Origin of the sequence: Aquidulcibacter sp., assembly GCF_049239865.1 — a bacterium.
GTDB lineage: Bacteria > Pseudomonadota > Alphaproteobacteria > Caulobacterales > Aquidulcibacteraceae > Aquidulcibacter.
Genome location: NZ_JBMLTR010000208.1, coordinates 2,566 through 4,323, shown reverse-complemented (window position 1 = coordinate 4,323; position 1,758 = coordinate 2,566). Strand labels below are relative to the sequence as shown.

Below are 1,758 nucleotides of genomic sequence, written 5' to 3'. Positions count from 1 at the left end.
GGCTTTCTGGATAACACGCACATCTATGTGGCCTTTGCTGCACTTGACCCGCTAACGCGCGAGAAAGTCTCCAAGTTGACCGGGCTTGTGACGGATACGCGTGTGAGTGCCAGCTTGCCGCATCATTTCGCTGACAAAGGTGGCAGCCGCACGATTGCTGAAGTCGAGCGTTCCCTGATGGACCCATCGGAAGTGGGCGCACTACCCGACAACGAACAACTGGTCTTCATTGCTGGTCACCGGCCTTACCGTTTGACAAAGCTTCAATATGACAAGGTCGAGTGGATGGCAGAGCGTGCGACCATTAAACCGCACAATCAGGCCCAACAGCTTCAAACCCCCGAACGGCCAGTTCATCCTTGGATGGACATAAAGCCTGCTGGCTTTGGCGATCCGCAAGTGGCGATGACTTTTGAAGAGCGCGCTGAGGCCCGCCGCGTTGAAGTTCAGGGCGAGCATGAAGCCGCCATGCAGCGCGCCAAGGCCGAAAAATCCCGGCCACGCCAACCTGAACTCAATCTAGAGGCGAGGTTGGATGAAGGCTCAGTTTCGACACCCAAGCGGGAACCGGCACCTGCTGTGATCGTCCAACTGCCTGTGGCTCAGGCAGAACCAAAGCCCGAGGCTGAAGCCGCCAATGCTGACCCGGTAGTGCCTGAAGAGAGCGCTGCCAACACCAATGCGCGCAACATCTTGAAACTCTTGCACGAGGGGGATTTCTGACATGGGAGCCAAACCAAGACCAATTGCCAAACCTAAGCCCGGCCCGACACGCATCCAAATTTATCTGGCGCGTGAAGAGGTCGGTGCAGCACTCGAACGCGAAGCCAAAGCGCGAAACATGAGCTTGAGCCAAGCGGCGTCAGCCATCCTTGAACGGGGACTGCGGGGCAAGGTTGAGGCCGATGCCGACAACCGCTTGCTGGCATTGGAGCGGCGGGTGGCAGAGCAGGGGCGCACAACTGGGCGCGACTTGATCATCATTGAAGAAATGCTGTTCATCGCACTGCGTACCTTGTTCTCTCGAATCCCTGAAAGCCCTGAAGAGCGTGATCCAGCCTATCGGGGATCAGTTGATGTATTGATGAGCCACGCCATCAATGAAGTTGCCGAACGCTTGCGCCTGACGCGGCTGGGTCGGGAAATCACCAATACCGGCGAACCTGCCAGTATCAGGGCAGCGGCAGACGCCAAGGAATTGGAAAGCGCCAAAGCTCAACCCGCCAATGATCTGACCGGAGAACTTGTCGTCCCAAACTCCGATAGTGAAGGGGTCTAAACCATGGCCAAGCTCGGTGATCATCCTATCATTGCCGAGCGTCGCCTTGAAGCTCTGCGCCATGCACTGGGTCACACCGCTTTGGCGGCCTTGGTCGATCCTGATGTGGTGGAAATTCTTGCCAATCCTGATGGGCAATTGATCCTCGACACAATTGGTGGTGGACGCCAGCTAACCGGTGAGACCCTAAGCCCCGAAGCCCGTGACCGCGTCATTCGCCTGATCGCCGATTATGTCGGTGAGCCGGTGCTACCCGAAGACCCAAGACTCTCTGGTGTTTTGCCGCAAACCGGCGAGCGTTTCCAAGGTGTGCTGCCGCCTGTCAGTCGTGCCGCAGCCTTTTCGATCCGCAAACGGCCTGCCCGCATCTTTACCCTCGATAACTATCAAGCCCAAGGCATTCTTAGCCAAGAGCAAAAGCAACTGATCGAAACAGCGGCAACAGAACGCAAGAATATCCTGATTTCAGGCGGCACATC

The 1,758-nt window shown here is 56.9% G+C and carries 3 protein-coding genes; all 3 read left to right on the top strand.

The annotated features are described in order from the left end of the window. Positions 1 to 723, top strand: a 723-nt coding sequence (locus tag ACOVRA_RS14355) for a type IV secretory system conjugative DNA transfer family protein (RefSeq protein WP_421720893.1), incomplete at its 5' end; no start/stop codon positions are given. A 1-nt stretch (position 724) separates the two neighbouring features. Further along, a complete protein-coding gene (locus ACOVRA_RS14350; RefSeq protein WP_395777597.1) occupies positions 725 to 1,279 on the top strand; it encodes a hypothetical protein in 555 nt (184 codons plus the stop codon). A gap of 3 nt (positions 1,280 to 1,282) precedes the next feature. After that, positions 1,283 to 1,758, top strand: a 476-nt coding sequence (locus ACOVRA_RS14345; RefSeq protein ID WP_421720892.1) for an ATPase, T2SS/T4P/T4SS family, incomplete at its 3' end; no start/stop codon positions are given.